This is a genomic window from Serratia sp. MMO-28 (genome assembly GCF_037199905.1).
In the GTDB taxonomy this organism is placed as follows: Bacteria; Pseudomonadota; Gammaproteobacteria; order Enterobacterales; family Enterobacteriaceae; genus Chania; species Chania oryzae.
In genome coordinates, this window is sequence record NZ_JBBCVB010000003.1 from 113,887 (window position 1) to 136,971 (window position 23,085).

Annotated in this window: 19 protein-coding genes, 6 tRNA genes and 1 pseudogene; 9 read left to right on the top strand and 17 right to left on the bottom strand. The window is 54.4% G+C overall.

Features of this window, described 5'->3' with window-relative positions:
* Nucleotides 1-105 precede the first annotated feature (105 nt).
* Nucleotides 106-990: a transcriptional regulator gene (locus WG891_RS03625; protein ID WP_337262815.1), complete on the bottom strand. Its 885-nt coding sequence runs from the start codon at nucleotides 988-990 to the stop codon at nucleotides 106-108.
* Between the two features lie 211 nt (nucleotides 991-1,201).
* Here WG891_RS03625 and WG891_RS03630 point away from each other — a divergent pair, with 211 nt between their 5' ends.
* On the top strand, nucleotides 1,202-1,642 hold the full coding sequence (locus WG891_RS03630) for a hypothetical protein (protein ID WP_337262816.1): 441 nt from the start codon (nucleotides 1,202-1,204) through the stop codon (nucleotides 1,640-1,642).
* A gap of 230 nt (nucleotides 1,643-1,872) precedes the next feature.
* Here the strand turns inward: WG891_RS03630 and WG891_RS03635 are convergent, their stop codons facing one another.
* The 3 genes from WG891_RS03635 to WG891_RS03645 all read right to left on the bottom strand — a co-directional run bounded on the left by WG891_RS03635 (nucleotide 1,873) and on the right by WG891_RS03645 (nucleotide 4,553).
* Nucleotides 1,873-2,397, bottom strand: coding sequence for a cytochrome b (locus WG891_RS03635; RefSeq protein ID WP_337262817.1), 525 nt, complete (start codon nucleotides 2,395-2,397; stop codon nucleotides 1,873-1,875).
* A 264-nt stretch (nucleotides 2,398-2,661) separates the two neighbouring features.
* Nucleotides 2,662-3,894, bottom strand: a complete 1,233-nt coding sequence (gene alaC, locus WG891_RS03640) for an alanine transaminase (RefSeq protein WP_076944061.1) — start codon at nucleotides 3,892-3,894, stop codon at nucleotides 2,662-2,664.
* Between the two features lie 116 nt (nucleotides 3,895-4,010).
* On the bottom strand, nucleotides 4,011-4,553 hold the full coding sequence (locus WG891_RS03645; RefSeq protein ID WP_156293663.1) for a GNAT family N-acetyltransferase: 543 nt from the start codon (nucleotides 4,551-4,553) through the stop codon (nucleotides 4,011-4,013).
* A 161-nt stretch (nucleotides 4,554-4,714) separates the two neighbouring features.
* Here WG891_RS03645 and WG891_RS03650 point away from each other — a divergent pair, with 161 nt between their 5' ends.
* Nucleotides 4,715-5,959, top strand: a complete 1,245-nt coding sequence (locus tag WG891_RS03650) for a DUF1479 domain-containing protein (RefSeq protein ID WP_337262818.1) — start codon at nucleotides 4,715-4,717, stop codon at nucleotides 5,957-5,959.
* A 54-nt stretch (nucleotides 5,960-6,013) separates the two neighbouring features.
* On the opposite strand, the gene WG891_RS03655 is transcribed toward WG891_RS03650, so the two are convergent.
* The 4 genes and pseudogenes from WG891_RS03655 to WG891_RS03670 form a co-directional block, all read right to left on the bottom strand.
* Nucleotides 6,014-6,352: a DUF2502 domain-containing protein gene (locus WG891_RS03655; protein ID WP_337262819.1), complete on the bottom strand. Its 339-nt coding sequence runs from the start codon at nucleotides 6,350-6,352 to the stop codon at nucleotides 6,014-6,016.
* A gap of 245 nt (nucleotides 6,353-6,597) precedes the next feature.
* Nucleotides 6,598-7,560, bottom strand: a complete 963-nt coding sequence (glk, locus tag WG891_RS03660; RefSeq protein WP_337262820.1) for a glucokinase — start codon at nucleotides 7,558-7,560, stop codon at nucleotides 6,598-6,600.
* A 143-nt stretch (nucleotides 7,561-7,703) separates the two neighbouring features.
* Nucleotides 7,704-8,365 (bottom strand): annotated as a pseudogene (locus WG891_RS03665) (aspartate/glutamate racemase family protein).
* A 13-nt stretch (nucleotides 8,366-8,378) separates the two neighbouring features.
* Nucleotides 8,379-8,831 (bottom strand): multidrug/biocide efflux PACE transporter, encoded by a 453-nt coding sequence (locus tag WG891_RS03670; protein WP_156293661.1) that lies wholly within the window; start codon nucleotides 8,829-8,831, stop codon nucleotides 8,379-8,381.
* A 99-nt stretch (nucleotides 8,832-8,930) separates the two neighbouring features.
* Between WG891_RS03670 and WG891_RS03675 the strand changes: the two genes are divergently transcribed.
* Entirely contained in the window at nucleotides 8,931-9,821 is an 891-nt protein-coding gene (locus WG891_RS03675; RefSeq protein WP_337262821.1) for a LysR family transcriptional regulator, read from the top strand.
* On the opposite strand, the gene WG891_RS03680 is transcribed toward WG891_RS03675, so the two are convergent.
* Nucleotides 9,797-11,458, bottom strand: a complete 1,662-nt coding sequence (locus WG891_RS03680) for an alpha-keto acid decarboxylase family protein (RefSeq protein WP_337262822.1) — start codon at nucleotides 11,456-11,458, stop codon at nucleotides 9,797-9,799. The two genes, WG891_RS03675 and WG891_RS03680, sit on opposite strands and share 25 nt — an antisense overlap.
* Before the next feature lie 233 nt (nucleotides 11,459-11,691).
* Here WG891_RS03680 and mgrA point away from each other — a divergent pair, with 233 nt between their 5' ends.
* Nucleotides 11,692-12,681, top strand: coding sequence for an L-glyceraldehyde 3-phosphate reductase (mgrA, locus tag WG891_RS03685; protein ID WP_156293658.1), 990 nt, complete (start codon nucleotides 11,692-11,694; stop codon nucleotides 12,679-12,681).
* Nucleotides 12,682-12,724: 43 nt separating this feature from the next.
* Here mgrA and WG891_RS03690 read toward each other — a convergent pair whose 3' ends face one another.
* A complete protein-coding gene (locus WG891_RS03690; protein ID WP_076944051.1) occupies nucleotides 12,725-13,960 on the bottom strand; it encodes an Nramp family divalent metal transporter in 1,236 nt (411 codons plus the stop codon).
* 379 nt (nucleotides 13,961-14,339) lie between these two features.
* Between WG891_RS03690 and WG891_RS03695 the strand changes: the two genes are divergently transcribed.
* Nucleotides 14,340-15,527: a NupC/NupG family nucleoside CNT transporter gene (locus tag WG891_RS03695; RefSeq protein WP_156293656.1), complete on the top strand. Its 1,188-nt coding sequence runs from the start codon at nucleotides 14,340-14,342 to the stop codon at nucleotides 15,525-15,527.
* Between the two features lie 112 nt (nucleotides 15,528-15,639).
* Here the strand turns inward: WG891_RS03695 and WG891_RS03700 are convergent.
* The 3 genes from WG891_RS03700 to gltX form a co-directional block, all read right to left on the bottom strand.
* A tRNA-Ala gene (locus tag WG891_RS03700) sits at nucleotides 15,640-15,715 on the bottom strand.
* Between the two features lie 62 nt (nucleotides 15,716-15,777).
* A tRNA-Ala gene (locus WG891_RS03705) sits at nucleotides 15,778-15,853 on the bottom strand.
* 220 nt (nucleotides 15,854-16,073) lie between these two features.
* The gene (gltX, locus tag WG891_RS03710) at nucleotides 16,074-17,489 is read right to left on the bottom strand and encodes a glutamate--tRNA ligase (RefSeq protein ID WP_337262823.1); all 1,416 of its coding nucleotides are present in this window, start codon (nucleotides 17,487-17,489) and stop codon (nucleotides 16,074-16,076) included.
* A gap of 292 nt (nucleotides 17,490-17,781) precedes the next feature.
* Between gltX and WG891_RS03715 the strand changes: the two genes are divergently transcribed.
* The 4 genes from WG891_RS03715 (at nucleotide 17,782) to WG891_RS03730 (ending at nucleotide 18,155) form a co-directional block, all read left to right on the top strand.
* Nucleotides 17,782-17,857: transfer RNA gene (locus WG891_RS03715), tRNA-Val, on the top strand.
* Nucleotides 17,858-17,880: 23 nt separating this feature from the next.
* Nucleotides 17,881-17,956, top strand: a tRNA-Val gene (locus tag WG891_RS03720).
* 40 nt (nucleotides 17,957-17,996) lie between these two features.
* A tRNA-Val gene (locus WG891_RS03725) sits at nucleotides 17,997-18,072 on the top strand.
* 7 nt (nucleotides 18,073-18,079) lie between these two features.
* Nucleotides 18,080-18,155 (top strand) — tRNA-Lys (locus WG891_RS03730).
* Nucleotides 18,156-18,524: 369 nt separating this feature from the next.
* Here the strand turns inward: WG891_RS03730 and dhbA are convergent.
* The 4 genes from dhbA to WG891_RS03750 are packed head-to-tail and all read right to left on the bottom strand — an operon-like array spanning nucleotide 18,525 to nucleotide 22,967.
* Nucleotides 18,525-19,283 (bottom strand): 2,3-dihydro-2,3-dihydroxybenzoate dehydrogenase, encoded by a 759-nt coding sequence (gene dhbA / locus WG891_RS03735; protein ID WP_337262824.1) that lies wholly within the window; start codon nucleotides 19,281-19,283, stop codon nucleotides 18,525-18,527.
* Nucleotides 19,283-20,137: an isochorismatase gene (locus WG891_RS03740; protein WP_337262825.1), complete on the bottom strand. Its 855-nt coding sequence runs from the start codon at nucleotides 20,135-20,137 to the stop codon at nucleotides 19,283-19,285. The genes dhbA and WG891_RS03740 overlap by 1 nt, the downstream gene beginning before the upstream one ends.
* 3 nt (nucleotides 20,138-20,140) lie before the next feature.
* Nucleotides 20,141-21,754: a (2,3-dihydroxybenzoyl)adenylate synthase gene (locus tag WG891_RS03745; protein WP_337262826.1), complete on the bottom strand. Its 1,614-nt coding sequence runs from the start codon at nucleotides 21,752-21,754 to the stop codon at nucleotides 20,141-20,143.
* Between the two features lie 7 nt (nucleotides 21,755-21,761).
* A complete protein-coding gene (locus WG891_RS03750) occupies nucleotides 21,762-22,967 on the bottom strand; it encodes an isochorismate synthase (protein WP_337262827.1) in 1,206 nt (401 codons plus the stop codon).
* Nucleotides 22,968-23,085 lie beyond the last annotated feature (118 nt).

Genomic DNA, 23,085 nt, shown 5'->3' on the forward strand with positions numbered 1-23,085 from the left:
TTTACCAAATCCCCCTTCACTGTCACTTGTCTGGGGGAAAAAGTTTTTCTTTTGCGTTCTTATGTATCCTTCTGGCGCTTCAAGCTAAACCCGGCTGCGGTAAGGTCAGAGTAGCAACGGAGAGTTATCACTTTCCATTCCTGAACAAAACTCAATTCTGTGCTCACGTAACGTCGTACAGCGCACAAAGAACATGCGGTGAATGCCCGAAATATAGGAGCGTACCTGATTGCTGCGCACCACCAGCAGGTATTCATCGCCCTGACATTGCACCTTTCTCTGTTCCACATAGGCCAGCAGATCTTTGTTCAGACTGGGGCCAGGAACACCTGATGTTGTGGACGTCGACAGAAATACTTTGCAACTGCCAGCGCTGCCAAGAAAAACTTCCTGCCGAGCCAGAGAGTTGGTGGTGTACATGGTAATGCCAATTCCCAGCACAAACACAAACACACTCAAGGCAATGACAATGGCCCAACCATAGCGTCGTTTGCTGGCGGTCGGGGCCACTTTGGGCGTCGGTTTGGTTGTGCCATCAACCTCGGCATTCACCTCCCCACTCTCATTCATATCCAGCTCGTCTTCCGTTGCCGTATCAGGCTCGTCGGCCAACACCGGCGGCACATAATTTTGCGTAAAAGCCTCATTATCCCCTTGATTGGATTCGATCTGGATCTCCTGACGCAGCATAAAACCGAGTTTAGGGACGGTCGCAATAACCTCATCGTCAATCCCCATCACCTTGATCACCCGGCGCAATTTACTGACGCACTGGTTGAGGTTGTTGTTGCTGGAGATCATGCCGTAATCGTCCCACACCTTCTTGAATATCACTTCACGGTTAACAGGCTCACCATGATGAGCGATCAACAGCAGCAATAAACGCTTTGTTGGGTTCGAAATCGGAATAGGGTCGTCGGATAAATCGCTAGGCCCCAGCGTTCCTGCATCTTCATCAAAAAGGACGGTATCATTAAACTTATATTTCATATTATTCCCGATTAATCTTAGGAAGATAAATCAATTCTGGCAGGAATTACTGATAAATCATCAGCGAATAACCAAAAAATACCCTCTGACAAACAAATTAACAAAATTGTCTTCCAAAGCCTTATCCGGCAGCGTAGCGACGCCAATCTCTGGCATTGTTAACGCTAACCGGTCACAATGCCGCTCAACTCATTTTTAAGCAGGAAATACGATGCCTTGCCACTACCCCGCCCACTACGTTTTCGACAGCGAAAGCGATTCCTGGCAGATTACCTTTCGTGATTTCCCGTTGCAGCAAGCCGCCTGCTACAAGCGTGATGACGTTGAGCTGGAGGCGCAGGAAAGCCTGCTGACGGCGATCGCCATTGAAATGGAAGAAGGCCGCCAAATACCGCCACCTTCTGCGCAGCAGGCAGAAGAGATCGCCGTTCATCTGCCCGTATTGGTGCAACTGAAGTTGGAATTGCATAATCGGATGCTGGAGACAAACACCGCAAAAGCACAGCTGGCACGCCAGATGGGGCTTAACGGCGCTCAGATCGAGCGGTTGTTGGATATCACCTATGCTTCGAAGGTTGAAGTGCTGGAGCAGGCATTATTTCTGCTAGGCTATGAAGTTCATATTTCTGTCGTTGCAGTCCCCAAACCATAAATTTTTTCAGGGCGGGCTAAATCTTCGCGCATTGACGCCGATGTGGTTATAACCCAACCACCTCAGTAATCAGTGAAGGCTAAAAATGGAATACTCTCGTCGTCATATCTGGAGTGCGATCCTGCTATCTTGCTTTGTCTTCTGGGTTATTCTGATTGCCAGCGCCATCGCCTGATGATAAAGGGGGCTGATTCTCTTATCTGCCCCCTCGATTATTTCTGCTACCCGCCTTATTTACCCGGCATCATGCGGCGCAACGTATCGTCACCTCGCAGATAATGATGGTAGATCGCCGCCGACGTATGTGCCCCGATAATGAAATAGCCGGTGTTAGCTAGAACTTCATGGATATCTTTAAGCAGGCTGCGCATCCCAGGATCGGGCGTTACCCATTGGGGCACCTGCCAGCCCAGCAGCACCCACTCTTTCCCGCCGTAGGCCAACGTCAGCACGCCCAGGATCGGCAAAGATAAAAACAGCAGATACAACAGCCAGTGGAAAACCTTCGACCCAAACGCCTGCCATACTTCTAGCGCAGGCGTAATAGGTGGCACCGCATTACGCTGACGCAGGCAGAGACGCAAAAACATCAGTACAAAAACCGACAGACCGAAATTGAAATGCAAATTTTTAACCAAATCAATATTGTCTTCTGATACTGAGTCTTTCAGCAACATCGCGCTGTAAGTCAGGATCACCATCAACAACGTCAGCCAATGCAGAATAATTTGCGATTTAGCAAAGCGCACCACCATAACGATTACCTCTCCCAATCCATAAAAGAATACGGGTTAAAGATAGTCGGGAAATGATGAAGAAAACCTTAATAAAAGAAAAAAACCGGGGATCTCCCCGGCTTCAGACTGCTGACAAAGCCCGTTATTAGGGAGAGCGTGCCGAAGGGGTCGTAGCGGCGTAAGCCGCCGGAGCGCCCCTCGGTGCGCTAGGCCCGAGTATCTCGGGTTCAAAAGCGACTTTGTCATCAACCTCAAACCGGGGATCTCCCCGGCTTATATCCCTTACTTGGCTGCGGCGCTACCGGCTTTCGCTGGTGCCATCAGGCCATCGGCGCGGAACATGGCTTTAATACCGCGCACCGCCTGACGGATACGATCCTGATTCTCGATCAGTGCAAAACGCACATGGGTATCCCCATAATCGCCAAACCCTATGCCAGGTGAGACGCACACCTTAGCATCGGCCAACAGGCGCTTGGCGAACTCCAGCGAACCTAAATGCGCATAGGCATCGGGGATCTTCGCCCAGACGTACATCGATGCCTTGGGGTTCTCAACCATCCAGCCGGCTTCATGCAACCCTTTCACCAACACGTTGCGGCGCTGGCGATATTGCTCGGCAATGTCGCGAACGCACTGCTGATCGCCTTCCAACGCAGCGATAGCAGCCACCTGCAGCGGGGTAAACGTGCCGTAATCGTGGTAACTTTTGATACGTGCCAGCGCGTTGACCAGTTCGGGGTTACCCACCATAAAACCAATGCGCCAGCCCGCCATATTGTAGCTTTTCGACAGGGTAAAGAATTCGACTGCAATGTCCTTCGCCCCCGGCACCTGCATGATCGACGGTGCTTTCCAGCCGTCATACACGATGTCGGCATAGGCCAGATCGTGGATCACCAGAACATCATACTGTTTTGCCAGCGCCACCACCCGCTCGAAGAAATCCAGTTCCACACACTGCGCGGTGGGGTTGGACGGGAAGCCGAGGATCATCATCTTCGGCCGCGGAATGGTTTCACGAATGGCGCGTTCCAGCTCACCAAAGAAATCGCCCCCGTCCACCAGCGGCACCGAGCGCACTTGTGCACCGGCAATCACCGCGCCGTAAATATGAATCGGGTAGCTCGGGTTCGGCACCAGCACGGTATCGCCATGATCGAGCGTTGCCAGCATCAGGTGCGCCAGCCCTTCTTTCGAGCCGATAGTGACAATCGCTTCGCTGTCAGGATCGATATCGACCTGATAGCGCTGCTGATACCAGTTGGAGATCGCACGGCGCAAGCGCGGAATTCCGCGCGACGTGGAGTAACCGTGCGTATCGTCACGCTGCGCCACGGTGCAGAGTTTTTCGACGATATGCGCGGGCGTCGGGCCGTCGGGGTTGCCCATGCTGAAATCGATAATATCCTCACCGCGACGGCGTGCAGCCATCTTCAGTTCAGAAGTGATATTAAAAACGTAAGGGGGAAGACGTTCAATGCGCGTAAAACGGCGCGGACTGTGATCAGCCATAGATTCCTCGAAGAAACGTGAGCGCCCGGACCGTCCGAGCGACGCTGGCCACGTTGTGGCCGGATATCGAACATAGCGCAGCTCCATCAAGCTGTCGAGCCCCCGATAGCCCTTTTTTACCGTTTCAGTGCCGCAAACTCCGCCGCCAGCAATCCCAACTGCCAATCATTGCACCACTGCCCTGCCAAGCGATAGTTATCCCGCAGCGTGCCCTCCAGCCTGAAACCGCAACTTTCCAGCAGACGGCGCGAAGCGATATTCCCTTCGGTCACGGTGGCATTCATTTTGTGAAATCCACAGGCATTGAAGGCAAAATCCAGCACCGCCAGCAGTGATTCTTTGCCATAGCCTTTGCCCTGCGCTTCCGGCAAGCTGCCAAACCCGACCTCTGCCTGCTGGAAAGGCAACCACTCTGGGCGAAACCCCGTGATGCCCAATGCTTTGCCACTCGCTTTCTCACGCATCACCAGACATAGCCAGCGTTCGCTGTGTTTATCCCATGCCGGTAAGCGCGCCTCAAAACGTGCCCGGATCTCACTTTCCGCCATCGGATCGGCGATATAACGCATCACCTCGGGTTCCTGGTATAAACGCCGGAACAATGGCCAGTCATCCACCGTGATCGATTGCAGGATTAAGCGTGGCGTTTGCCATTTCATCAGCTAAGCCTCCGAAAAACGAAAAATAGGATATTACGAATGAAAGATATCCCTTTATTTTCCTCTATTAAATCCAGATAATCATTAACGTCATAACAACAGAACAGCAACACGACTCCCCTACATCCCTCGCCGCCCGCTGGTGGCATAAGGAGAACGCTATGGCTTCATTACTCATCGAAGATATTCCTACCGCCATTAAAGCCGTCAAACAGCAGTTGCGCCAGGTATTACCTAACTACCGCGAGGTGTTTTTGGCGTTGGAAGACAATATCCGCCAGCAGGTTGCATGCATCCGTCAGGAACTCGCTGCGGGGCAAAACCCTGTCCCACAGATCGACGCTGAAGATATTCTGCAACAGCGCGTCAGCGAACAGCAAAAAGCGCTGATCAGACAACGCGGCGCCTGTGCCATTCGCGGCGTATTCCCACGCAGCAAAGCGGAAGCCTGGAACCAGGAGATCGGTGACTATCTTGATCGCAATAACTTTGTCGAACGCCTGAAGAATGCCGCTGAAGATAACTATTTCGGCAAGCTGGCCGCCAGCAAACCGCAGATCTACGGTATTTACTGGTCAAAACCGCAGGTGGAAGCCCGGCAGGATCAACGTATGCACGCGGTGCAGGTGTTTCTGAACAGCCTGTGGGAAACCGAGAGCAACGGCAAACAGCATTTTGACCCAACGCGGGTGACCACTTATGCCGATCGCACCCGCCGACGCCCGCCAAACTCGTCTTCATTGGGCCTGTCGCCACATGTGGACAGCGGCACCATTGAACGCTGGCTGGATGAGAACTTCCGCTACGTTTACCGCCACGTTTTTTCCGGCGACTGGCAGCGCTATGATCCCTTTGCTGCCGATGGCCGCACCGCGGTGCGCGAGATCGCGTCACCGGCGGTCTGTTCAATGTTCCGCACTTTCCAAGGCTGGACGGCGCTGACGCCGCAGCGTACCAACGCCGGTACGCTGAACCTGGTGCCGATTGCCAATGCGATGGCCTATGTGCTGTTGCGTGCGCTGCAGGATGATGTCGCGGACGACGACTTGTGCGACGCCGCGCCTGGGCGGGCGTTGTCGATCTCAGAGAAGTGGCATCCTCTTTTACTGCAAGGGATTTCCCCTATTCCCGATCTGGAAGCGGGCGATACCGTGTTCTGGCACTGTGACGTGATCCATGCGGTTGAAAATGAACACCACGGCGAATTCGACAGTAACGTGATGTACATTGCTGCCGCGCCGGGCTGTGATAAAAACGATGCCTATCTGCAACGCCAGTTGCCAAGCTTCCTGTCGGGTAAAACGCCGCCGGATTTCGCCGCGGATGATTTTGAAGTGGATTTCATTGGCCGCGCGACCGTCGATCAGCTGACACCGCTCGGTAAAGCGCAGCTTGGCATTAAGTGATTCCCATGCGGATAAGCCGATGCCACAGCAATAGCTGTGGCATCCAGACAGAGATTACCAGCGTTGCCCTCGAGGGGCGTGGCGATAATAGCCGGGCGGTGGCGGCGGAGCCATGCGGTATTCATACGCACGGCCGCGCCATTCACGCGGAGGAGGCCCGTAATAGATAACCCGTGGCGGTGGGCCATAGTAGTCATCACGTGGGCGATAATGTTTATGCCAGCCGCGTGGCTCACGCCAGCGACCACCATCCCAATAATAACCACGCTCGTCACGATCGCCGACGTGCAGTGACAGGCCGGGAACGTTCACGCCGATGGAAACATCAGCCTGGCTCACCGTCGGTAATGACAGTGGCAATAACGCTGCCAGCAACAACAAGACTTTTTTCATTTGCAACTCCCAGAGAGCGTAACCGGTCTTTTCAGCGAGAACAGTAGCGCCGCACCGGTTGCCACTCTATAGGATAATTACCCAATTACACCGTCCAGACACATCCTCCACAATTTCCACACATTTAACGCAGGCCAACTGGAAAATAACCTATTGATTTATCAATATAATTAAGACCTACTCATGCAGTAGCGGAGCTCAGTATAAACCGCGAATGTGCCTGATGGATCAGGGGGCAGGACAACTTACAGGTGCATCCCCAGCATCTGGCGCAAATGAGCACCCGCCCCCAGTAACCCAGGTTGCGCATGGGTGATCATAAACACCGGGATTTCACGCACGTAATCTTTGAAGCGGCCTTTGTCTTCAAAGGCGGTGCGGAAACCGGACGCTTTAAAGAACTCCATAAAACGCGGCACGATGCCGCCGGCAATATACACCCCACCGAAAGTGCCCAGATTCAACGCCAGGTTGCCGCCAAAACGCCCCATAATCACGCAGAACAACGAAAGCGCACGACGGCAGTCGGTGCAACTGTCTGCTAACGCGCGCTCGGTGATATCTTTAGGCGCTAACTTTTCTGGCGAGCGGTGATCGGCTTTCACTATCGCGCGATACAGATTCACCAGCCCAGGGCCAGACAGCACGCGCTCGGCAGAAACGTGCCCCACTTCGGCGCGCAGCACTTCCAGAATGATGTCCTCTTCCTCGCTGTTTGGCGCGAAGTCCACGTGCCCACCTTCACCCGGCAGGCTCACCCAGCGGCGGTTAACGTGCACCAGATGCGCCACGCCCAGGCCAGTACCGGCACCGTACACCGCGATCGGCTTATCTTTTTGCGCTTTACCGCCGCCAAATTGCAGCACGTCGGCGTCAGTCAGCATCGGAATAGCCATAGATACCGCAGTGAAATCGTTAATCACTTCCAGATGGCTTAACCCCAGATTGGCCTTCATCTCTTTGATGGAAAAAGCCCAGGTGTGGTTGGTCATCGCCACCCAATCTTCGGTGACCGGGCAGGCAATGGCGATGCAGGCACTCTGAACCTCCAACTGATGCTCGGCCAGGTATTGACGAATCACCGCTTCCAGGCTGTCAAACTCCAGGCCTGAATAGGTTTTCGCCTGAGCGATCTCACCCGTCTCAACGGTGCAGAGTGCCAAGCGCGCATTAGTGCCGCCAACATCACCTACAAGGGCATAGGACATCGGTGTTTTCTCCATAAAGTAAGTAATAAGAAACTGGCTACACTGTAAAATCACACCGCGGAAACAACAATCGTCATTCTGTTACCCGCTGTTCAATAGCGATCTGGATCACAAAAATCGTTTCAGCCGGCGCCGGATAAGGGCTAAGCCAGCGCGTATTCCGCTGCCGCATGCGCATGAATAGCGGTGGTGTCGAACACCGGTACCGCAGCATCCTCTGCCCCCACCAGCAGGCTGATTTCCGTGCAGCCAAAAATAATGCCCTGCGCGCCCTGTTGCTCCAAGTTACGGATAATCCGGCGGTACTCATCGCGCGAGGCAGCGCAAATCTTCCCCAGGCACAGTTCTTGATAAATGATGCGATGCACGATCTCGCGATCGGCCTCGGCTGGCGTGATCACCTCAATATCAAACTTATCCTGCAAGCGCCCACGGTAAAAATCCTGCTCCATGGTAAAACGCGTACCCAGCAGCCCAGCGCGGTGGCATCGGCGATGTGGATCAACGGCAAACCGCTGGCCTGCTCCACCGCATCGGCCACTTTATGCATGGTGTTGGTACAGATCACGATCGCCTCAGCACCGGCGGCACGCAGCGATGCGGCAGCACTCGCAAGCAGGCGGCCTGCGCCCTCCCAATCCCCCTGATGCTGCAAACGTTCAATCTCGTGAAAATCGACGCTGTAGAGCACGATTTTAGCCGAATGCAGACCGCCAAGCCGGGCCTTCACCTGTTCGTTGATCATCCGGTAATAAGGTATGGTGGATTCCCAGCTCATCCCGCCCAATAAGCCCAGCACTTTCATTATGTTCTCCTGGTTATTTTGCCCGTGAACACCCTGCCAGGCGCGGCTCAAACCAGCGCTGACGCAGGGTATCGTATACCCAGTTGTAACACAGGGTATAGGGCAGGAAGAACAGGAAGAAACCGATCTCCAGCATAAAAGCCTGCGCCAGCGACATATTCATGACCAGAGCAACCAGCGGCAAACCAATCACGATAAAGCCGCCTTCAAAACCCAGGGCATGAAAAATACGCACCTTCAGGTTACGCACCACGCGGCTGGTCGGCCATAATCGATCAAACACCGTGTTATAAGTCATGTTCCACAGCATGGCGACGGTTGACAGCATAATCGTCAAGCTCCCCATCTGTAGCAGTGAACGATTAAGTAACCACGCCCCGATCGGCGCACAAATCGCGATAGCGATGGCCTCAAAACCCACGGCATGGACGATGCGTTCAACCAACGACTTGTTTTGCAATTGCATAAATCACCTGCTTTTTGACTGTTTCTGGAAAAGTTGGGTGATTATCATCGCTTTTTTGCGTAGATTAAAAATAGATTCCATCGATAAAGTAGATACATCATGCGCTATTCTCCCGAAGCCTTGCAGGCGTTTGTTGAAGCGGCCGCGCTGGGTTCGTTTTCTGCCGCCGCGCGCAAGCTGCGCAAAAGCCAGTCCACCATCAGTACCGCTATCGCCAATCTGGAAGCCGATCTTGGGTTGACGCTGTTCAATCGCGAGGCGCGCCAGCCGGTGCTAACCCCTGCTGGCCGCAAAGTACTCAGCCATGTGCAGGAGATCCTCACGGCCAGCGAACGCCTTGAGGCGCTGAGTATACGGCTAGGTGATCGGGTTGAACCGCGTTTAACCATCGTCTTTTCCGATACCTATCAGCCCAATCATCACGATAACTTGCTGAAACACTTCGAGCAGCGCTATCAGGATATTGAACTGGAATGCATGATCGCCGAAGACGACGACGTGCTGGATCTGTTGCAGATTGGCCGGGCGCATCTGGGGATGCTGGCGGTGCAGCCGAGTTATCCGCCCGATATCGCCTTCGCCAGGCTGCCGGAACAGACCGAAATGGGGCTGTTTGTCGCCCATGAACACCCGCTGACACGCATCCCGGCACTCACCCAGGCTCACCTTGCCAGCAGCCGCCAGCTCTATCTCAATACCTATACCGGCAGCGATGCCGCTAAACCGCAGGGGCCGGTGTGGTCGGCACCCAGCTATCTGATGCTGCTGGAAATGGCAGAACAGGGGTTCGGCTGGGCCGTGCTGCCGCACTGGCTGGTGAAGCAGTATGGGCAACAGCGCCTGACAGAGCTGAAAATACGCGGCTGGCCCAAGCTGATTTCGGTGGATGCGGTGTGGTCAAAACTCACCCCGCCGGGGCCGGCGGGGTTTTGGCTGTTGGAACGCCTGTTGGAAAATGCTGAAGATCAGGCTGCGGCATTGCGCGACTGAATGGCGCGGGAGATGGTATCCAGCAATTCAGGAATATCCATCTTCGGCAGCATCACTTCAATAAACACCAGTTGTTCACTACCATTAACTTCAGCCAGCGCCTGGGACAGTTGTTCAGGCTCACTCACGTGCAGGCATTTCACCTGATGCCCCAACGCCAACGCCTGCGGTAACCGCGTCCAGTCCCACTGGGCAATGTCGTTGTAGCGCTGTTCCGGGCCGTGGATTGCCCGCTCCACGGTATAGCCATTGTTATTGAGCAGGAAAACGACCGGCTTTTGGCCATCGCGCAGCATCGATCCCAGCTCCTGAATCGTCAGTTGGGCTGCACCATCACCAATCAGCAACAGCACCCGGCGATCCGGCTCGGCGGTTTGTACGCCGAACGCCGCTGGCAACGTAAAACCGATCGAGCCCCACAGGGATTGGACGATGAACCGGCAGCCTCGCGGCAGATTCAGCGACGCGGCGCCAAAGCATGAGGTTCCCTGATCGGCAATCAGGATATCCCCCGGTTGCAGGAAGTTCTGCATTTGCTGCCAAAAACCATGCTGATCCAAGCCACTGCCGTTCGGATCCGGCAATAAGGGGCGTTTGATGGCGGGCAACTGCCACTGCTTGGCTAACGACAGCGTTAATTGATGCAGGGCTTTGACCGCGTCACGCATCGGGATCTGGCTGAACACCTGCTGCCCTACCCGCGCTTCAAAGGGTTGGATATCGATACATTTCTCATTGGGCAAATTGTGGCTGAACCCTGCCGTGATGGTATCGGTAAAGCGCACGCCAACGTTAATCACCACGTCGGCCCCTTCAATCAACTGTTTTACCTGCGGATCGCTGGCTGCTGCGGTATAGGTGCCGGTAAAACAGGCATGGCTTTCATCCAACACGCTTTTGCCTAACAGCAGGGTTGAATGGGGAATATTTACCTCATTCATCCACTGTTCCAGCACGGTTTCTGCACCAAATCGTTCGGCAAGGAAATCCGCCAGCAGGGAAACGCGCTGCGCCGCCTGCAGTTTCTCCCGCGCAGCGGCGATAAATGCCTGTAACGACGCATCGGAAAGGTTCGGCTGGCGCAACATCAGCGGGGCCGGGCGCGAAGTCAGTGGGGCTTCAGCCACATCGCTCGGTAACAGCAGGTATACCGGGCGCCGTTCAAACAGCGCGGTAGTCAACAGACGATCGATTTCTGCTTCGGCGTTGCTGGCGGTCAGGTTGGCCTGCGCCACGGTTACCTCTTTCGCCATACGGGCAAAATGGCCGAAATCCCCATCCCCTAAGGAATGGTGCAGCAGATCGCCGGCGCGTTGCGCACGCAGCGCCGGAGAACCCACCACATGGATCACCGGCAGATACTCGGCGTAGCTGCCAGCAATACCGTTAATCGCACTCAGTTCCCCCACGCCAAAGGTGGTCAGCAACGCCGCTGCCGGTTTGCAACGGGCGTAACCATCGGCGGCATAGGCGGCATTCAACTCATTGGCGCAGCCCGCCCAGGTGATTTGTGGGTGATCGATAACATGATCGAGAAATTGCAGGTTGTAATCTCCCGGCACACCAAAGAAATGCCGAATGCCAATCTGTGCTAAACGATCGAGGAGGTAATCAGCCACGGTGTAGTTTTTGCTCATGATCATTACCTGCGTGAAGGTAGAAATGTTAATTTTAAGTATTGAAGATGTTGCACAAATTTCGAACTTTCGCCTAAAAAGGGCACTGGCAACCTTAATTTACATCTGCGTACTGAATCACCCTCGGAAGGATAAATGGCATATGGATGAATTTGCGTGATCGGGCGCGCTGACGGTTGCTATGGAAACGCATACATTGAAACTCGTTTTCACTTTTTCCGATGAGGGTTGGTATGGTCTATCAAGCAGACTCTGCGCGTTATCAGGATATGGAATATCGCCGCTGTGGCCGCAGCGGGCTGAAGCTCCCTGCAGTTTCACTGGGGATGTGGCACAACTTTGGTGATAGCACGCTGTATGATAATGCGCGCAACCTGGTGTGCCGCGCTTTCGATCTCGGCATTACCCATTTTGATCTGGCCAATAACTATGGGCCCCCGCCGGGGTCTGCCGAAGAGAATTTCGGCCGCATTCTGCATAACGATCTCAAGCCTTATCGCGATGAGCTGATTATCTCCTCCAAGGCCGGTTACACCATGTGGCAAGGCCCTTACGGTGATTGGGGATCGAAGAAATACCTGGTCGCCAGTTTGAATCAAAGCCTGAAGCGGATGGATCTCGATTACGTGGATATCTTCTACCACCACCGCCCCGATCCGGATACCCCGCTGGAAGAAACCATGGCGGCTCTCGATTTGCTGGTGCGTCAGGGTAAAGCGCTGTATATCGGGCTATCGAACTACCCGGCCGATCTGGCGCGGCAGGCATTTACACTTCTGCAACAGCTCGGCACGCCGTGCGTGATTCACCAGCCGAAATACTCCATGTTTGAACGCTGGGTAGAGCCGGAACTGTTGGATACGCTGGAAACCCATGGTGTGGGTTCTATCGCTTTTTCACCGCTGGCAGGAGGGATTCTGACCGATCGTTACCTGCACGGCATTCCGCAGGATTCGCGGGCGGCCAGCAGTAGCCGATTCCTGAAGCCCGAACAGCTCACCGAAGAGAAGTTGCAGAAAGTTCGCCGCCTGAATGCTCTGGCTGAACAACGTGGGCAGAAGCTGTCACAAATGGCGCTGGCCTGGGTATTGCGCAACGATCGTGTCACGTCCGTTTTAATTGGTGCCAGTAAAACCAGCCAGATTGAAGATGCGGTGGGTATGCTGGCTAATCGCGCATTTACCGCCGAGGACATTGCCGAGATCGACAATATTTTGATGTAATCGCTTACAAAAGCACCGGCTTGATGCCGGTGCTTTGCCGGATTTAAATCACGTTGCTAATCAACAGGTAACCGTTTAGCCCCACCACCACCAGCACAATCAGTTTACCAACATACTGAATGGTGCGGCTGTTAACTAAATCCCCCATCAGTTCGCGGTTACCGGTGAACGCCAGCAGCGGCACCAGCGCCAAGGCGATGCCAAAACTCAGCACCACCTGGCTCAGCACCAGAATACGTGTGGCATCCAGCCCCATCATCACAACGATAAACGACGGCAACATGGTGACCACTCGCCGCACCCAGAGCGGGATATAGAAATTCACGAATCCCTGCATCACCACCTGCCCCGCCAAGGTTCCCACTACGGTAGAAGAAAGGCCGGCAGCCACCAGGCTCAAACCAAAGATGGTTGCAGCGGCATTACCCAACAGCGGCTGCAACGTCAGATAGGCCTGATCGAGATCGGCAATGCCGCTGTGGCCGTTAAAGTGAAAAGCAGCGGCTGCGGTAGCCATCATCGCCAGATTGACAAAACCGGCAATGATCATCGCTAGCGCTACGTCGATTTTGGTCGAAGCATAGCGTTCGGCTCGCGTATGTTTACCTGCCGTTTGCGTCAGCGAAGAGTGCAGATAAATCACGTGCGGCATGATCGTGGCCCCCAGCACACCGGCGGCAAGGAATACCGCATCGCTGTTGGGCAAATCCGGTATTGCCATCCCTCTCAACAACCCACTCAACTGCGGCTGGGAAAAGACCATTTCGACAATATAGGCCGCCGCCACAAACAGCAGCAGGCCGCCGATCACCAGTTCCAACGGTTTCTGCCCACGTTTTTGCAGCATCAGGATCAGGAAGGTAGCAATACCGGTGAGAACGGTGCCCTCCAGCAACGACACACCCAGCAACATTTTAAAACCGATCGCCGCGCCGATAAATTCGGCCAGATCGGTGGCGATCGCGATAATCTCTGCCTGCACCCAGTAGGCCCATACGATGGGGCGCGGAAAACGATCGCGGATATGTTCGGCCAGGTTTTTGTCCGTGGCAATGCCCAGTTTGGCAGAAAGCAACTGAATCAGCATCGCCATGACGTTAGCCCAGACCACGACCCACAGCAGCTGGTAGCCGAAAGATGCGCCGGATTGGATATTGGTGGCAAAGTTACCGGGATCGATATAGCCGATGGCCGCAATAAACGCGGGGCCCATCAGAGAAAGTTTGGCCTTTCTGGATGAGCGACTGGAAGCACTGTCAACTACGCGGCTGTTCAGCATATCGTGAAGCCCTTACTCATGTTACGCTTACTTTCATCTTACACAAATGATAATGATTATCAAATGCATTTATAACCGGTAACACTTATCTCTGTGATAGCTGGCAACGAAGGATTTACCGAACAGATCGCCTGAAATCTTAGCGTTTCTTCCCCCCAGAACAGGGTGTAAAGAGCGAAGAGCGCTTAATAGCCAAATTAGCACAAAAATGCTACTTGCGCGCAAATTTATTAACATTGTGATCTCAGTTGTTTTACCGTAATGAATTGAGATTTTCCTGACAATGACTTTCTACATTTGCAATGGATATCTCGTTTTTAAATGCGGCGTTACATAAAATGACAACCGAAATTCAGCCTGCCTCAAATTTGGAGCAAACATGTCCCCTATTGCGCACTTTGCGTTAGCGTTGGTGGTGGTCGCGATCCTGGCACTGTTAGTGTGCCGCGATCGCAAAAGCATCCGCATTCGCTATGTTATCCAGTTATTGGTTATTGAAGTATTACTGGCCTATTTCTTCCTGCATTCGGAAGCGGGTTTAGGCTTTGTAAAAGGATTCGCGGCGCTGTTTGACAAGCTGCTCGGGTTTGCAGGTCAAGGGACTGATTTTGTGTTCGGCGGTATGGGTGACAAAGGTTTGGCCTTTTTCTTCCTGAAGGTATTGTGCCCCATCGTGTTTATCTCTGCGCTGATCGGTATTCTGCAATACATTAAGGTGCTGCCGTTTATTATCCGCATTATCGGTACCGTGCTGTCGAAAGTGAACGGCATGGGGAAACTGGAATCCTTCAACGCCGTCAGTTCGTTGATCCTCGGCCAGTCTGAAAACTTCATTGCCTATAAGGATATCCTCGGCAAGATGTCTGAAAAGCGCATGTACACCATGGCGGCTACCGCGATGTCGACGGTATCCATGTCCATCGTGGGTGCTTACATGACCATGCTGGATGCGAAATATGTCGTGGCCGCATTGGTATTGAACATGTTCAGCACCTTTATCGTGCTTTCCCTGGTCAATCCTTACGACACCAATAATGAAGAAGAACTGCACCTGGGCAACCTGCACGAAGGCCAGAGCTTCTTTGAAATGTTGGGGGAATACATTCTGGCAGGCTTCAAGGTTGCCATTATTGTGGCAGCCATGCTGATTGGCTTTATCGCCCTGATTGCCGCACTTAACGGCCTGTTCAGCGCCATCTTTGGCCTGAGCTTCCAGGACATCCTCGGTTACTTCTTCTATCCATTCGCCTGGATTATGGGGATCCCGCAGCACGAAGCGTTGCAAGTGGGCAGTATCATGGCCACCAAGCTGGTTTCCAACGAATTCGTCGCCATGATGGAACTGCAGAAAATGTCTGCGGAGCTGTCACCACGTAGCCTGGGCATTCTGTCCGTGTTCCTGGTGTCTTTCGCCAACTTCTCTTCTATCGGCATCGTTGCCGGGGCGATCAAAGGGCTGAACGAACAACAGGGTAACGTAGTGTCACGCTTTGGGCTGAAGCTGGTTTACGGCTCTACCCTGGTGAGCATTCTGTCTGCTTCCATTGCCGGGTTGGTATTGGGCTGATCGTTTAACACTCAGAAAAAGCCACTTCGGTGGCTTTTTTATTATCTATAATTTGAGCCGAAGCAAACACTGGAAAGCAAAAAGCCGACCCAAAGGCCGGCTTTTTAAATGGTGGTGGAGCTAGACGGGATCGAACCGTCGACCTCTTGCATGCCATGCAAGCGCTCTCCCAGCTGAGCTATAGCCCCACAAGTGTGGTACGCATTAACCGGCGTTACGGTGTTTAACACCCACCTTTACTGAGAAAGGTTGGTGGAGCTAGACGGGATCGAACCGTCGACCTCTTGCATGCCATGCAAGCGCTCTCCCAGCTGAGCTATAGCCCCAATCCACAATCATAAAACCCTGTGAACGGGGCGCATAATATGAAACCCCTGAAAAACTGTCAACGGCTAAATTGAATTCCTCGATCAAGCGCTGAAAAAGCCGCCAAATCAGCGCGTTTAGCGCTAAAAAATCATCATTATGGGCAAAAATAAACCGGATAAAAAAAACCCTGCAAATCGCTTTACAGGGCTTATCAGCTTCAGATGCTAACGGGAATCATCAGGCCTGGGCTTCGCGCTCGGCGATATAGGCCAGCGCCTGATCGATACGCTTCAGAGAACGCGCCTGGCCGATAGCATGCACGGTAACGTCCATGCCCGGTGATTGACCAACACCGGTGACCGCAACGCGCAGCGGCATCCCCACTTTACCCATGCCGACACCCAGTTCGTCCGCCGTGCCCTGAATGGCATCATGCACATTTTCCGGCGTCCAATCGGTAATCGCGGCCAGTTTGGCACGCACCGCCTCCAGCGGTTGGCGCGCAACCGGGCGCAGGTGTTTCTTCGCGGCATCAGCATCAAACTCGCTGAAGTCCTGATAGAAGTAGTGGCATGACTCCGCCATTTCCTTCAGCGTTTTGCAACGCTCGCCCAGCAGCTTAACGATATCTTTCAGTTCCGGACCGTTACGGGTTTCAATCCCCTGCTGTTCGATATGCCATGCCAGATACACGGCCACTTCTTCCGCTGGCATATGGTTAATGTAGTGATGATTCAGCCACTGCAATTTTTCAGTGTTGAAAGCACTGGCGGATTTATTGATTGCTTCCAGCGTGAACAGCGCCTTCATCTCGTCAATCGAGAAGATTTCTTGATCGCCATGGGACCACCCCAAGCGCACCAGATAGTTCAGCAACGCCTGCGGCAGGTAGCCATCATCACGATACTGCATCACCCCGACTGCGCCGTGGCGTTTGGACAACTTTTTACCGTCATCGCCCAGAATCATCGAGACGTGAGCATACTCAGGCACCGGAGCCCCCAGCGCTTTCAGGATGTTGATCTGGCGCGGCGTGTTGTTGATATGGTCTTCGCCGCGGATCACATGGGTAATTTCCATATCCCAGTCATCAACCACCACGCAGAAGTTATAGGTTGGCGCGCCGTCGGTGCGACGAATGATCAGATCGTCCAGTTCCTGGTTGCTGAACTCGATCGGGCCACGGATTTTATCATCAAAAATAACCGAGCCTTCCTGCGGGTTACGGAAACGCACCACGTGGGGCTCATCAGCGGCATGGCTGCACTGGCTGTCACGGCAATGGCCGTCATAGCGCGGCTTTTCGCCGTTTTCCATTTGGGTTTCACGTAACGCTTCCAGACGCTCTTTGGAGCAATAGCATTTATACGCCGTGCCCTGTTCCAGCATTTCGTCGATGACTGCGTTGTAACGATCGAAACGCTTGGTCTGGAAATAGGGGCCTTCATCCCAATCCAGGTTCAACCAGTTCATGCCATCCATAATTGCGTCGATCGCATCCTGGGTTGAGCGTTCGAGATCGGTATCTTCAATACGCAACACAAACTCACCACCGGCATGGCGGGTGAACAACCAGGAGTAAAGCGCAGTTCGGGCACCTCCGACGTGGAGATAGCCGGTCGGGCTCGGTGCGAAACGGGTTTTGATTTTCATTGGGTTCACAGCCTTATTACGCAACGCGTGTCGGCGGGGTGCCGACCATTGCTCGGAATTTAAAAAGTGGCCGACATTCTACCACTCCATATCAATTCCTCAACGCTGACACGACATTGCCGGGCAGCATTACGCCAGGTTTGCGGGCTATTTCGCACGGAAATGGGCAAAGAATCAGCGCCGTTGCTGATAAATATCCCATCCTGCCTAATTTTGCGGCGAACGAATAAAAACGCTTTAAAAACCGTTGACTCACTTTCAACTATCCCTATAATGCGACTCCAACAAGACAGGGCGATTAGCTCAGTTGGTAGAGCATCTCCTTTACACGGAGGGGGTCGGCGGTTCGAGCCCGTCATCGCCCACCATCTTGTTGAAATGAGAAAAATGAGGGTGATTAGCTCAGTTGGTAGAGCATCTCCTTTACACGGAGGGGGTCGGCGGTTCGAGCCCGTCATCACCCACCACTCATTTTCTTGTTTAGCAGTAACCTGGAAGTCCTGAAGTGGGTGATTAGCTCAGTTGGTAGAGCATCTCCTTTACACGGAGGGGGTCGGCGGTTCGAGCCCGTCATCACCCACCACTTCTGCGGGTCGTTAGCTCAGTCGGTAGAGCAGTTGACTTTTAATCAATTGGTCGCAGGTTCGAATCCTGCACGACCCACCAATACAGAAAAAAGCGCCTTTTGGCGCTTTTTTCACATATGAATTCTGCCTAACCTCAAGCGTTGACCTTACATAATCCCCAGTGGTCGTGTTGGATGAGAACCTGCGTTCAGGTTCGACAAAATCGTCGGGAACGATTTTGAACAGCGCTTGCGCTGGCCCGTAGGGCGAGTCTCATGGATGAGACGAGTAAATGGCGAAGCGAGACGACAACGCGCAGCGTTGCCCGAAGGCCGAGTCAATCCTGCACGAACTCCACGATGCTCAAACATGCCATCAAACCTAATCATACAGCGAATGCAAAAGGTGCCCCCTCCCAACTCTTTTCCTAAGGAGAGAGGGCTAGTTAACCTTATAAAACAGCCAACCATCAAGCCGCCAGCGTAGCCCCGCCGTCAATCACAATATCTTGCAACGTAATATGGCTGGCGCGCTCCGAGGCCAGGAACAGAATGGCATCGGCAATCTCCTGCGGCTGAGCAATTTTCCCGAGCGGGATCCCGAGCTTAAACTGTTCAGGGAAGCCATTAATCGTCTTACGCTCACCGCTTTCGTCCTGCCACATGCCGCGCTGCATGGGCGTATTGGTGGATCCTGGGGAAACCAGGTTACAGCGCACCCCGTAGGGCGCCATCTCTAACCCCACCGTGTGACACAGGCTGCGCAGAGCGGCTTTAGAAGCACAGTAAGCCGCCATGCCGACGCGCGGCACGTGGGCAGCATTAGACGCCACACTGACGATCGCCCCGCGCCGCTGGCAGCGGAATACCGGCAACGTCTGGCGGAACATATTGAACGCCCCGCCCGCATTCACCGCCATGCAGGCCAGCCAGTCGGCGCTGCTGGTTTCATCGGCCAAGCCCATGCGCAAGATCCCCGCCCCATTCACCAGCACATCCAGCTCTGGCTGTGCCGCCAATAACCGCCGACAAACGCGATCGACGGCCTCACCGTCGGCAATATCCAGCACCTCGGTGTGGAACGGATAATCCTGACCATCAAAACGTAAATCGAAGCCAATCACCTCGGCACCGCACTGCACGAACGCCAGCGCGGTTTGATAACCAATCCCCGCACCGGCACCGGTCACCCACACCCGCTTGCCGGTAAAATCGTGCCCATGATTCATCAGGATTTCCCCTCGGAAAGCAGCGCCCACCAGCTGTCGATGGTGGGGGATTTTGCCAACGCGATAAAATCGATATCTTCACGGATCTTGCGCCAACGGGTCGCTAACTCCATGATGCGCACCGAATCAAGGCCATAATCAATCAGGTTTTCATCATTGCCGATGTCTTCGCTGTCTTCATCGAGCAATGGAATGATCTGTTGGCGTAGGGCATCAATACTGATCGTGCCCGGCAGCAGATCGCCGCTCATCACCACACGGCCACAGCGCCCGGCGGTATAGCGCAGCGCCATCAGGTGTTCATCCTGTGAAAAATCCGCCAAACCATCGGCAACCATGAATGGCTTGATATTGCGCATAAACGCGTCGATGGCGGTGGTCATACAGCCGATATGGGCATAGACCCCGCAGATAATCAGTTGGTCGCGCCCACTTTCCTGCAAAATCTCCTGCAACGGTGAGCGATGAAAGGCGCTGTAACGCCATTTCACCAGCACGGTATCGTCAGCATCCGGCGCCAATGCGCTAACCACCGCCTGCTGCTCGGGGTGTTTGTTCAGGCCCGGCCCCCACATATCGTTCAACAGCGCCCGATCTTCATCACTCTGCTGATTAGGCTGTGCGGTATAAAACACCGGGATACCCTGTTCTTTGCAGTAGCGGCGCAGCTTGGCGATATTCTCTATCACCTGCTTAATCAGCGGGCTGTCCTCGCCCCAGAAGTTGAGGAAATACTGCTGCATATCGTGGATCAACAATGCGGCACGCGGCGGCTCAAAGGCCCAGCTCACCTTGTTGACGGGCAATTCACTCGGCGTTGGCAGCGCGTAATCGTTAAGTTTAGGAATGGCCATGGTTTATTCTCCCTGAGCCTGAGTTAAATGTTGACGCAGATATTGTTTATCGACCTTGCCGACCGGGGTTAACGGCAGCGACTCCACCTGAATAAAGCGATCGGGCAATTTGAACTCTGCCACGCCCTGCTCACGCAGATGGCGGCGCAGCGCCACCGGTTTTACGGCGCGGTGCGCCACAATAAAGGCGCAGCTTTTCTCCCCCATCAGCGTATCCGGCATCGAAACCAGCGCGGCATTAACCACTTCCGCATGGCGCAGCAACAGGTTTTCAATCTCTTCGGCGGCAATCTTTTCACCACCGCGGTTAATCTGGTCTTTCTGCCGCCCCTGAACCTGCACATAGCCGTCTGCCGTTAGGCTGATCAAGTCGCCCGAACAGTAGAAACCGTTCTCGTCAAAGGCTTCCGCGTTGTGCTCTGGGCTCTGGTAATAACCCCGGAAGGTATAGGGGCCACGCGTCATCAGGCGACCAGTTTCCCCCACCGGCAACGGGTTGCCTTGCTCATCCGCCACCCACAGCTCATCATCCGGGCACATTGGCGTACCCTGGGTGGTAAGAATATGTTGGTCATCGTCGTCAAGCAGGGTGTAGTTCACCAGCCCTTCGGCCATGCCGAATACCTGTTGCAACTGGCAGCCGATCTCCGTGCGAATACGCGTCGCCAGGGTTTCCCCCAGCTTGGCACCGCCCACCTGCAACAGTTGCAGGCTGGCTAACTGGTGGTTGCTGCCCCACTCTTCAATCGCCTGTAGCCATAACGTGACGGCAGGCGGCACCAGCGCGGTGACGGTGATCTGATGCTGCTCGATCAGCCTGAAACACTGCGCAGCGGCGGGATCGGCAGCGAACACCACCAGCCCGGCCGCATACAGCACGCCAAGAACCCCCGGAGAACTCATCGGGTAATTGTGTGCCACTGGCAACGCGCACAGGTAACGGGTCGCAGGATCGAAGCGGCAGATCTCCACGCTGCGGCGAATGCTGTAGTAGTAGTCGTTATGGGTGCGAGGGATCAGCTTCGGCGTGCCGGTACTCCCCCCCGAAAGCTGGAAAAACGCCACCCGATCGGCAGCCGTCGGGGTGGGGGTAAAACCGCTGCCATCCTCTTCCAGCCAGGCGGCCAGGGCGTGCTCCCCTGCTGGCTGATTGCGCAACCCCACCACGCGCAATGAAGGATGCTGTTGCTTAAACGTCATCAGAAAATCGTCCTGCGCAAACAGGCTATGTTGCCGATCGGCGATCAGCAGCGCAGGTTTAATTTGGCTGGCATAGGCGTTCAATTCACTGCGTTGATGGCTGAACAATGCATTCACCGGCACCACGCCGATCTTCAGCAGGGCAAAGAACACCACATAGAATTCCACCACGTTACCAAGCTGCACCAGCGCGGTATCACCCGCCTGCACTCCCCGGCGCAACAGCGCGGCGGCCAGGCGATCGGAAAGCTGCTCCAGTTCGCGGTAACTCAGGCTGCGTTGTGCGTCAATCAAGGCGACGGCGTCATTGTCTGCCTGCCGGGTTAAGATCGCGGTCAGCGGCTTATCGATCCAGTAGCCACGTTCACGGTAGCGGCGCGCGAAATCCTCGGGCCAGGGGGTAAAAGCAATACTCATAGGGTGTTTATCCTTGAAGGCCAAAAGCGCGCAGCATGGTGCTGAGCTTGGTGCCAGTTTCATGCCACTCGGCCTGCGGTGATGAATCCGGCACAATGCCCGCACCGGCAAACAGACGTACCTGATTAGCCTTGACGGTGCCGCAACGGATGGTAACCACCCATTCGCCGTTCCCTTCGGCATCGCACCAGCCAACGATGCCGCCAAACAGCCCACGTTCAAAAGGCTCCAACTGTGCGATCAGTTCGCGCGCAGCCAGCATCGGCGTGCCGCAGAGTGCAGGCGTCGGGTGCAGCAAACAGGCCAGCGACAGCACGTTTTCTGCCCGATCCGCCACTTCGCCGTCGATCGGCGTCGAAAGGTGCCACAGCGTGGGGGTACTCAGCAGTTCAGGAACCGCAGGGATATGCAGATGGCGGCAGCGGCCATGCAAAACCTGGCGCATACCGGCGGTGACAATCTGGTGTTCATGGCGATCTTTGCTCGACACCAACAGCCGTTCACCGGCTTGACGATCCTGCTGAGGATCGGCTTCACGCCGCGCCGATCCTGCCAGCGGATTTGAATGGAACTGGCTGCCACACTTACGCAGCAGCAGCTCAGGGCTGGCTCCGACCAATGCCCCTTCGTTGAGCGGCACATGGAAATGGAAGCCCTGTGGATTCTGGGCAATGATGCGCATCATCAGCGCGTGCGGATCTATCTGCGTGCTGGTTTCAATGTCCAACAGGCGGGAAAGCACTACCTTCTCTAATTGTTCACCGCCGGTCACCTGCACCGCATCGGCGACCATTTGCATAAACTGCGTCTGCTTCGGCAATTCACTCTGACGGACGATCGTCGGCAACGCGGCCAGCGTTGGCTTCACGCTGGCCATAAAGGCTTCGCGTTCAAACCATTGGGTTTGCTGCGGGATAAATAACGCGGAGGGCTGACGGGTATCGAAAGGAATGGCACCGCACAGCACCGGGTTGGTTACTCCTGCCTGCCGGGCTTGGGCAAACGCCTGCTGTACCCTCTGCTGGAAGGCACCTTGCAGGTTGTCACCATCGGCGGCCGGTTGCGTGATCTTGGCGAAGCATCCTTGCGTGCTCAAGCTACGATAAGGAGAAGTAAAAAAGAAACCTGTGGTTGGGGAAACGGTAGCTGACTGTGGCGCACGGTCCCTGCTTTGCAGCTCCTCTTGTTCGGTACCCTTAACGGCTAACACCATTGGCACTTCCTCTATCTGGAAACAACAACCAATATAATAATGATTATCATTTGTATTACTTTGCGGTAAAATACCTTTCCGAATTTGCCATGTCAATAAATGTAAAAGCCCTTTCCAT

Excerpts from the sequence above, each read along its gene's own strand:
- WG891_RS03650 (WP_337262818.1), top strand. The coding sequence starts at position 4,715 with ATGGCTTCATTACTCATCGAAGATATTCCTACCGCCATTAAAGCCGTC.
- WG891_RS03645 (WP_156293663.1), bottom strand. The coding sequence starts at position 4,553 with ATGAAATGGCAAACGCCACGCTTAATCCTGCAATCGATCACGGTGGAT.
- WG891_RS03635 (WP_337262817.1), bottom strand. The coding sequence starts at position 2,397 with ATGGTGGTGCGCTTTGCTAAATCGCAAATTATTCTGCATTGGCTGACG.
- WG891_RS03630 (WP_337262816.1), top strand. The coding sequence starts at position 1,202 with ATGCCTTGCCACTACCCCGCCCACTACGTTTTCGACAGCGAAAGCGAT.
- alaC (WP_076944061.1), bottom strand. The coding sequence starts at position 3,894 with ATGGCTGATCACAGTCCGCGCCGTTTTACGCGCATTGAACGTCTTCCC.
- WG891_RS03740 (WP_337262825.1), bottom strand. The coding sequence starts at position 20,137 with ATGGCCATTCCTAAACTTAACGATTACGCGCTGCCAACGCCGAGTGAA.
- gltX (WP_337262823.1), bottom strand. The coding sequence starts at position 17,489 with ATGAAAATCAAAACCCGTTTCGCACCGAGCCCGACCGGCTATCTCCAC.
- glk (WP_337262820.1), bottom strand. The coding sequence starts at position 7,560 with ATGTCCTATGCCCTTGTAGGTGATGTTGGCGGCACTAATGCGCGCTTG.
- mgrA (WP_156293658.1), top strand. The coding sequence starts at position 11,692 with ATGGTCTATCAAGCAGACTCTGCGCGTTATCAGGATATGGAATATCGC.
- WG891_RS03680 (WP_337262822.1), bottom strand. The coding sequence starts at position 11,458 with ATGAGCAAAAACTACACCGTGGCTGATTACCTCCTCGATCGTTTAGCA.
- WG891_RS03745 (WP_337262826.1), bottom strand. The coding sequence starts at position 21,754 with ATGAGTATTGCTTTTACCCCCTGGCCCGAGGATTTCGCGCGCCGCTAC.
- WG891_RS03655 (WP_337262819.1), bottom strand. The coding sequence starts at position 6,352 with ATGAAAAAAGTCTTGTTGTTGCTGGCAGCGTTATTGCCACTGTCATTA.
- WG891_RS03695 (WP_156293656.1), top strand. The coding sequence starts at position 14,340 with ATGTCCCCTATTGCGCACTTTGCGTTAGCGTTGGTGGTGGTCGCGATC.
- dhbA (WP_337262824.1), bottom strand. The coding sequence starts at position 19,283 with ATGAATCATGGGCACGATTTTACCGGCAAGCGGGTGTGGGTGACCGGT.
- WG891_RS03690 (WP_076944051.1), bottom strand. The coding sequence starts at position 13,960 with ATGCTGAACAGCCGCGTAGTTGACAGTGCTTCCAGTCGCTCATCCAGA.
- WG891_RS03625 (WP_337262815.1), bottom strand. The coding sequence starts at position 990 with ATGAAATATAAGTTTAATGATACCGTCCTTTTTGATGAAGATGCAGGA.
- WG891_RS03750 (WP_337262827.1), bottom strand. The coding sequence starts at position 22,967 with ATGGTGTTAGCCGTTAAGGGTACCGAACAAGAGGAGCTGCAAAGCAGG.
- WG891_RS03670 (WP_156293661.1), bottom strand. The coding sequence starts at position 8,831 with ATGCAATTGCAAAACAAGTCGTTGGTTGAACGCATCGTCCATGCCGTG.
- WG891_RS03675 (WP_337262821.1), top strand. The coding sequence starts at position 8,931 with ATGCGCTATTCTCCCGAAGCCTTGCAGGCGTTTGTTGAAGCGGCCGCG.